Below are 1,428 nucleotides of genomic sequence, written 5' to 3'. Positions count from 1 at the left end.
CACGAAAATAGATTGTATTCAAAAATGATCTTGAAAATTAACAATATAATATGTTAAATCATTGCGTATTTTTGTTGAATAATTTTTTAGTGGAAAACAGATAAAATCAATTCTACTATAACTACTATAGAAACAATATGGATATAAATAATTTTCATCCTCTGCATTCGACTGTTTGCTCTTAGGTATTGGTGAGAGGACTGGTAATACTCCGCTTGAGGCTATGGTAATTGAATATGCTCAGCTTAGAGGTACAACAAAGAATATGAGGCTTGAGGTAATCACTGAGATTGCAGATTACTTTGAAAAAGAGCTTGACTACGAGATTCCACCAAGAACGCCGTTTGTTGGCAGGGCATTTAATGCAACAAGAGCAGGAATTCATGCCGACGGTATTTTAAAGGATGAGGAGATCTACAACATCTTTGATACAAAGAAGATTTTAAACAGGCCAATTGTCATTGCAGTTGATGCACACTCTGGGCTTGCAGGTATCGCTGCATGGATTAACACATATTTTAGGCTTGAAGGTGACAAGAAGATTGACAAGCGCGACCCAAGAGTTGCTAAAATCAAAGAATGGGTTGACAAAGAGTACGAAAATGAAAGAACAACTGTTATTGGCGATGATGAGCTTGAAATGGTTGTTCGAGAAATCATGCCAGAGCTTTTCAAGATGCATGAAAGCAGGGTAAAATAGTTTTTCTCAAGTATTTGAAAAGAGCCAGTCCTAAAAAGTTGGGCTGGCTTTTTACTTGTGTATCTGTCTTGTCTGTTTCCATTTTTCTACCAGGTTAGTCTTGACGCTTAAACAATATCTATATTTATTACCTTAGACAAATAGCTCAATCAAATGAAAGGGGATATGCAATGAAATTTACTTTTTAGGAGGGGTAAAAATTAAACTAAAGGTGAACTAATTCAAGGCCAATCAGTTATATCAGCTTTTAAGCCTTTGTGAAATAACAACTCTGCTTTTTTTAAGTCCCACTTTTCAAGCATTTTATCAAAATACTTGTCGGGGTTATGTAAAGCTTTATCACTTTCTATAATCTCTCCATTTTCAGATATTATGTTTTTTATCAAGCTGCAATAATTTGATAGCATATTGTAAATATCTTCGTTTGTTAAAAATTTAAGTTTATTGCTATCATTTGTAGTAATAGGCTTACCTTCTGAAAGATTAAAATATATTTGCCCTATTAACGAGTTAATATCATTAACCGTATACAAAATAGATGGGACCTTTGATTCATATTTTCTATATCTGGGATTTGTGTTACGTAATATTACTAAAAGACGTGCGCTACTGGTCAAGCTATCTCTTAGATATAAAAACTCCTGAGAAAAAGTCAGTTTATTATTTTTTTTAAATTTTCCATGAAATATAAAGCATTAAAGTAAGTATCTTTTATTGAACAGAAAAAT

1 protein-coding gene and 1 pseudogene are annotated in these 1,428 nt (G+C 32.8%); one reads left to right on the top strand and one right to left on the bottom strand.

What is annotated here, in order from left to right:
* Positions 1-160: 160 nt before the first annotated feature.
* Positions 161-700: pseudogene (locus H964_RS08920) on the top strand (2-isopropylmalate synthase); the annotation flags it as partial.
* Between the two features lie 221 nt (positions 701-921).
* Here the strand turns inward: H964_RS08920 and H964_RS13090 are convergent.
* A complete protein-coding gene (locus H964_RS13090; RefSeq protein ID WP_039766812.1) occupies positions 922-1,233 on the bottom strand; it encodes a hypothetical protein in 312 nt (103 codons plus the stop codon).
* Between the last annotated feature and the right edge of the window lie 195 nt (positions 1,234-1,428).

Origin of the sequence: Caldicellulosiruptor sp. F32, assembly GCF_000404025.1 — a bacterium.
GTDB classification, from domain to species: domain Bacteria; phylum Bacillota; class Thermoanaerobacteria; order Caldicellulosiruptorales; family Caldicellulosiruptoraceae; genus Caldicellulosiruptor; species Caldicellulosiruptor saccharolyticus.
The sequence above is the reverse complement of the archived record's forward strand: the minus strand, read 5'-3'. Positions and strand labels throughout refer to the sequence as shown.